The sequence below is a fragment of the Atopobium sp. BS2 genome, from assembly GCF_000565075.1.
In the GTDB taxonomy this organism is placed as follows: domain Bacteria; phylum Actinomycetota; class Coriobacteriia; order Coriobacteriales; family Atopobiaceae; genus Lancefieldella.
Genome location: NZ_JDFG01000020.1, coordinates 41,138 through 47,152, shown reverse-complemented (window position 1 = coordinate 47,152; position 6,015 = coordinate 41,138). Strand labels below are relative to the sequence as shown.

Below are 6,015 nucleotides of genomic sequence, written 5' to 3'. Positions count from 1 at the left end.
AACATAAAGATAAAAAATCGAACTAAATTTCTCCATCCCCAACTAAACGCATTTTTTACCGCCTGAGGTCCCAAAAACGGCAATTTTCCGAGTCCTGTGAAAATTTTGCTTATAAAACGTACGGAATATGCAATTTCATGCATAACGGCTTCAATCCGTGACTACAAACAGTATTCCTTTGGTGTCGGAGCTAGACTATGCCAAGCAAACCCACCGAGTTACGCGACTAGGCTGTATGCTCGCGAGCCAGAAGCAACAAAAGTGCTGTTCAACGTTAGATGCTCGGACGCAGGGAACCATCTCGTCGAGAAAACTACGCGACCATCGTTCAGGTAAATCTCCACGGTAGAGCCGTCAACAATAACACGCAGGTCAGAAAGCTCCTTTAGCCTAATAGAGCGTTGAGTCCTGCCTGCAGCGGTGTCCTCGTCAATGAATTTCAAGGCAAAAATACCCTTGGAGTAAGAAAGCTCAAGCGCGTCGTTGAGAGTAAGTGTTCCGTCTCCGGATATGCCAGTAATCTCAATATCTGCAGATAGTTGATCTATTTTGACGACAGTGTCGGCGACAAATTCCACACATTCGCGTCGCTTAGCATCAAGCTTTTTAACAGGACGCTGCAGGATAACGCCATCACCAGACAGCGAAAGTTCTCGCGGCAGAGTAAGGTTGTGGCAGAATCCAATGCCTTCAGGATAACTATGGTAAGTCGGATCGATGATGCCCATCCATCCAATCAAAATGGTTCGGCCAGAATCATCGACGAACGTTTGAGGTGCGTAGAAGTCAAAACCATGATCCCAGAGCACAAAGCTATCGGTGGAAACAGTTTCAACATTGATAAGCTTTTGGCCCTCTGGAAGCGGAAAATAGCCCGACTGCCAGATGTTTTGCCACTTGTCGAGAGGCTCGCTTGAAGTATTCTCTTGCAAGTTAGCGGAATCGCTCAAGCGCGATCCCTTGGACGCATCGGCGCTTGGTTCCGTACCAGCACTTGGTTCCGCATCGGCGTTTGACTCCGTACCAGCGCTTGGCTCCGTACTAGCGCCTTCACTTAGCCCTTGCGGACACACAGATAGAAACTCCTGGTCATCTAGCTGCACCAAAAAAGGGCATTCCCACATGTAGCCAAACGCCTCACGATGACCCAGGTCGTTAGCCCCGCGTATAACCGAGTGGAGCGTCCACGACTCGCCACAATCACTGGAGTCGTAAATCAACACCGCTCCCGAATCGCAGCGTTCATCTGCGGATTTCGCGGGACCAGCCGCAGTGTCCCTCTCGCGAGCACCTAACAGCATGCGCAGAACCCCGTCTTGCTCCCAAACCTTCGGGTCGCGCACGTGGTTTGTGCAGGTACTGGGGTAGTCGTTCGGTTTCAAAACAACGCACTTTGGCGAGAAATTCAGTCCATCTTCAGAGGTCACCATGACCTCATAGGCCTCTCGACCGACGTCAATGCCGTCGGCTTCTGGGTGTGTTTCGTCCATAACGTTGCCGGTGTAGAAGAGCCGCATGACCTCGCTGGCCGCCGCACCGTCGTGGGCACCGTCGTTGCCGTCGCCGCCGTGGCCGCAGCTGCCGGCCGCCGCGCCGTTGTCGTGACCGCAGTCGCCGGCCGATGCGTTGCGCGTCTCAATCCAGGCCGAACCCGAAAACGCCCCGTCCTTATCGCAAGCTGCGTCTGGAGAAATTGCAATCGGAAGCGTCTCCCAAGAGAGCAAATCCTTGCTCACAGCATGTCCCCAAAAGCGGAGCTCGTTGGCAGGCCACTCGGGAGTGTACTGGTAAAACGCGTGGTAGACGGACTTAAACTGACAAAGTCCGTTGGGGTCATTCATCCAACCTTGAGGCGGGAAGAGATGAAATTGTGGCGTCCAAAAGTCGTTTGTCATAGCGCTCCGTCTTTCGCGTTTCTTGCAATTATTATGGCATGTGCGCGCAAAGTTCGTGCAGGTAGGTTTAATTCGTTTTGAGTTGCGGTACAGTAAATGCATACAACATTCAACGACGACGGTCGCGCTCGCGCCCGCGCGCCCGCACCGCCCGTAGCTGCACGTGCCCACGCGCCCGCACCGACGCCCGCACCCGCGCGACGCCCGCGCTGCCCCGAGCCGTACTTGATCCAGAAAGGATACCTATGCCTGAAACCACACCTAACCAGCTCCCCGATGTCGCCGAGCGCTTCATGCGCTACGTGCAGGTTGATTCCCAGTCCAACCCCGAGAACGACACCGTCACCCCTTCCACGCCTGCTCAGCACGAGATGGCTCGCTACCTGGGCGAGGAGCTCAAGGCGCTGGGCTGCACCGACGTCACTGTCGACGAGCATGCCTACGTAACCGGCACCTTCGCCACATCCAAGGGTGCCGAGTCGGCTCCCGCGCTGATGCTTTGCTCGCACCTGGACTCCGTCATCGACGCGCCTGCCTCGGGCATCAAACCGCACGTCGTCCACTACGAGGGCGGTGACCTGGTCGCCGGCGTCGTCAACGGCAAGACTATCGCAACCACCCAGGAGCAGGTCCCTGACCTCAAGGATTTTGTGGGCATGGACATCATTTGCTCCGACGGCTCCACGCTGCTTTCCGCTGACGATAAGGCCGGTGTGGCTGAGATCTGTGCGCTGCTCAAGCGCCTGGGCGATAACCCCGAGCTCGCGCATCCTACGCTCAAGATTGCGTTTGTTCCCGACGAGGAGATCGGTCACGGAGCAAGCTTACTTGACCTGGACAAACTCGGTGCCGCGTACGGATACACCGTCGACGGCGAGGCTCTTGGCGAGTTCAACTACGAGTGCTTCAACGCCGCCCACGCCGACGTCTACTTCAAGGGCGTCATGGTTCACCCCGGCAGCGCCAAGGACGTCATGATCAACGCAATTACCGTGGCTTCCGAGTTCCAGCAGATGGTCCCCGCCTTCGAGCGCCCTGAGCACACCGAGGGCTACGAGGGCTTCTACCATCCAATCGCCATCGAGGGCTCTGCGTCCGAGGTCAAGCTCAGCTACATCGTCCGCGACCACGACGCCCAGATTTTTGCCAACCGCCAGCAGGTCCTGCAGGATATCGCCGCGTTCTTGAACAAGCGCTATGGCGAGAATACCGTCCGCGTTGAGATTCACCAGGAGTATCGCAATATGGCCGAGAAGTTCGACGGCTACGAGTTCCTGATTGATTATGCGCTTGAGGCAAATCGTGAGGTTGGTATTGAGCCTAAGCCAGTTGCCGCTCGTGGCGGTACCGATGGTGCCCAGCTCACCTTCCGCGGACTGCCATGCCCCAACATTGCTACCGGCGGATATAACGCCCACTCCGTGCGTGAGTTTGTCCCCGTGCCAAGCCTTGAGGTTACTGTTGACCTTCTGGAGAAGCTCGTCGCCAAGTTTGCTGCCCGCGGCTAGCGTCGTCGCATCGCGTGCGACTACTTGACGTGCAGCTTTGCCATTCATAGCTAGATTTCTACCGTCTACGCTCCCGTTCACCCTTGTCAATAAATGGTGTGCGGGAGCGTAGCATAATTATGAAGGGTCATTGTTCTTTTTTTCACGGAGTAAGGGAGGTCGCAATGCTCGCAATATTTTTTGGAATTGTTGTCGTTGCGGCACCCGTTATAGCTGCGTTTTTAGAGCACTCGGGAAACGTTGGAATTTCCGAGCGTCGCCACAGCCACCACGATACCTACGTGACTCCCGCATCGCTCACACGTTCGCTCATTATTGACATGGCATTTGTCAGTGCAATCGCAGTTATTCTCGGCTGGCTTTGCTACGTTAACGTGTTTACGCCAAACCCAGACATTGTTATGGCGTTTTTTGCGTCCTTTTCGGTTGTCATGTTTATGGCGTGGTACATCTTGAGTCGTTATAAGGTCTCGCTTTTTGATGACGAGATGGTTGTAGTGCCCTTTGTAGGCTCTGAAATTTCCATCAATTACCAGGACATTAAGCGCATGGAGTGGGTTGGCGGCCGTCGGGGTTCCGGGTTTAGAGATCTTCTAATTTTGACTTCGAATGCGTCAAAGGTGCGTCTCTCGGGTATGATTGGATTAGACCAAGTGTTGCTCAAGATTGATCGCTTTGACGTCTTGGCACATAGTTCAACTAGATAGAAGTACAAAGATGCAGCTTGGACTGTATCAGCTCTGAGGCGCGTCGCTTGCGTCAACGTAAAGCTTCGGCGTACGATACGTCCACACTGACCTGTGCAGCATGCAGTAACGGGGGACGTTTGTGATTAAGCTTGTTTTATCTGATATGGACAATACGCTGGTACCCTTTGGGAACAGACGCGTGTCGGACTTCACGCGCAAAGCTATTCACACGCTCCTTGAAGAAACAGATATCGCCTTTGGCCCTTGTACCGGCCGAGATTACGTTGAGCTGATGCGTCTTTTCAGCCTCGATGAGGCATGTATGCAGACAGGAGTTATGTCTACCGGCAAGCGCGTGCTGTACAAGGGCAAGACTATCTCGCTCTCCATCTTTGACCACAAAACGTTGCAGGGCGTCGCAGATGCTCTTGCTGACGAGAAGAACATGTTCTTGGTCTGTTATCCAGAGAAGACTAACCTCTTCAACCCGGCATATGTTGTCGGCCCGCTGGACAAAGATATTCTCGCTGATTACGAGCGTAAGTTGGTATTTGTCTCGGGCATTGTCGACCAAGTCCCCGATGACGTCGATTTTGTCGCCGCAACAATTGCGTGTCCAGGCACGGAGGAAGACATGGAGCGCTGTCGCCAGAAAGTGGCCGCAGCCTGCCCAGACGTGTACACCATGTCGGTTGTTCCCCAGTGGTTTGACGTGCTGCCCAAGGGCGTGTCCAAACTGTCTGGCTTTGAAACTCTCCTGGAAAGAACGGGCATTTCTCCAGAAGAGGTGCTTGTTTTTGGAGATGGCGAGAATGACGTTGATATCCTCAGTAAAGTTCCGCACTCGGTGGCGGTGGCAAACGCAATTCCAGAGGTCAAGCAGGTAGCAAAGCACCACGTAGGTGCATCTGCAGATGACGGCGTTGCGCATGCCTTGCTTGAGCTGGTACGCGCAACAAAAGCAGGGGAGACTCCCCGTTTTATGATGGAGAACTAGCATGATTAGACTCATTGCATCGGATATGGATGGTACGCTACTGGACCAGAATTCCGAGGTTCCGCCAGAGACATTCGAGCTCATCGAAGAGCTGTACAAGCGTGGCGTTCACTTTGTGGCAAGCTCCGGTCGTCGTTACGATACACTGCGTTGGTTGTTTGAGCCGGTCGCGGATAAGATTGACTACGTGGCCTCTCTTGGCACGCAGGTTTATGTAGAGAACGAGGTCATCGACCGCGAGGTTTTCTCGTCAGCTTCTATTCGTAAGCTGTTTGAGTTGACGTCTGAGTTTGACTGCATTCACCTGGTTGTTTATGACCGCACGCATACGTATCTGCTGGACGATCAGAGTTCGTTTGTGCGTGAGCTGGATAAAGACCTGCCAAACGCCGAGCGCGTGTTTGATCCACCTTCACCTGACGTTAGTATCATCAAGGCTGCTATTTGCTGCGATTCGAGGGCTCGCTCCATGGATATGGCTATGATTCTTGAGCGAGAGATGGGCGATAGACTTTCGTTTATGCCTTCTGGAGAGACCTGGATTGACGTGGTGCCTCGTGGTGTGAACAAGGCTACGGGACTTGAGCAGATTCGCAGGTACTATGGCATTTCTCGTGACGAGATTGCTGTGTTTGGCGATTCTATGAACGATTACGCTATGCTGCGTTATGCCGGCACTGCGTACGTTATGGACAACGCTCGCTACGCACTCAAGACGATTGCCTCCAAGGTCATTGCACCCAACACCGAGCAGGGCGTTCAGAAAGAAATGCGTCGAATTCTGGAAGAGCTGGCGTAAGGGCTTGGCGCCGTTTACCAAATTGTTCAGCATGACCATTTGGCGATAATTTCATACCGTTAGCCCCGTTCCTTTCCAAGTTTGATGGACTTATTTCGAGAGTCGAAATAAGGTAGTACAGACAGAA

General features: G+C 53.6%; 5 protein-coding genes. 4 read left to right on the top strand and 1 reads right to left on the bottom strand.

Features of this window, described 5'->3' with window-relative positions; genetic code table 11:
* Nucleotides 1–218: 218 nt before the first annotated feature.
* The gene (locus HMPREF1492_RS02555; RefSeq protein ID WP_051479365.1) at nucleotides 219–1,895 is read right to left on the bottom strand and encodes a glycoside hydrolase family 32 protein; all 1,677 of its coding nucleotides are present in this window, start codon (nucleotides 1,893–1,895) and stop codon (nucleotides 219–221) included.
* 245 nt (nucleotides 1,896–2,140) lie between these two features.
* Between HMPREF1492_RS02555 and pepT the strand changes: the two genes are divergently transcribed.
* The 4 genes from pepT to HMPREF1492_RS02535 all read left to right on the top strand — a co-directional run bounded on the left by pepT (nucleotide 2,141) and on the right by HMPREF1492_RS02535 (nucleotide 5,888).
* The gene (pepT, locus tag HMPREF1492_RS02550; RefSeq protein ID WP_035435605.1) at nucleotides 2,141–3,403 is read left to right on the top strand and encodes a peptidase T; all 1,263 of its coding nucleotides are present in this window, start codon (nucleotides 2,141–2,143) and stop codon (nucleotides 3,401–3,403) included.
* A gap of 164 nt (nucleotides 3,404–3,567) precedes the next feature.
* Nucleotides 3,568–4,110 (top strand): hypothetical protein, encoded by a 543-nt coding sequence (locus tag HMPREF1492_RS02545; RefSeq protein ID WP_035435602.1) that lies wholly within the window; start codon nucleotides 3,568–3,570, stop codon nucleotides 4,108–4,110.
* A gap of 121 nt (nucleotides 4,111–4,231) precedes the next feature.
* Nucleotides 4,232–5,089: an HAD hydrolase family protein gene (locus tag HMPREF1492_RS02540; protein WP_035435599.1), complete on the top strand. Its 858-nt coding sequence runs from the start codon at nucleotides 4,232–4,234 to the stop codon at nucleotides 5,087–5,089.
* A gap of 1 nt (nucleotide 5,090) precedes the next feature.
* The gene (locus HMPREF1492_RS02535; RefSeq protein ID WP_035435596.1) at nucleotides 5,091–5,888 is read left to right on the top strand and encodes an HAD family hydrolase; all 798 of its coding nucleotides are present in this window, start codon (nucleotides 5,091–5,093) and stop codon (nucleotides 5,886–5,888) included.
* The last annotated feature ends 127 nt before the right edge of the window (nucleotides 5,889–6,015 follow it).

Excerpts from the sequence above, each read along its gene's own strand:
- HMPREF1492_RS02555 (WP_051479365.1), bottom strand. The coding sequence starts at position 1,895 with ATGACAAACGACTTTTGGACGCCACAATTTCATCTCTTCCCGCCTCAA.
- pepT (WP_035435605.1), top strand. The coding sequence starts at position 2,141 with ATGCCTGAAACCACACCTAACCAGCTCCCCGATGTCGCCGAGCGCTTC.
- HMPREF1492_RS02545 (WP_035435602.1), top strand. The coding sequence starts at position 3,568 with ATGCTCGCAATATTTTTTGGAATTGTTGTCGTTGCGGCACCCGTTATA.
- HMPREF1492_RS02535 (WP_035435596.1), top strand. The coding sequence starts at position 5,091 with ATGATTAGACTCATTGCATCGGATATGGATGGTACGCTACTGGACCAG.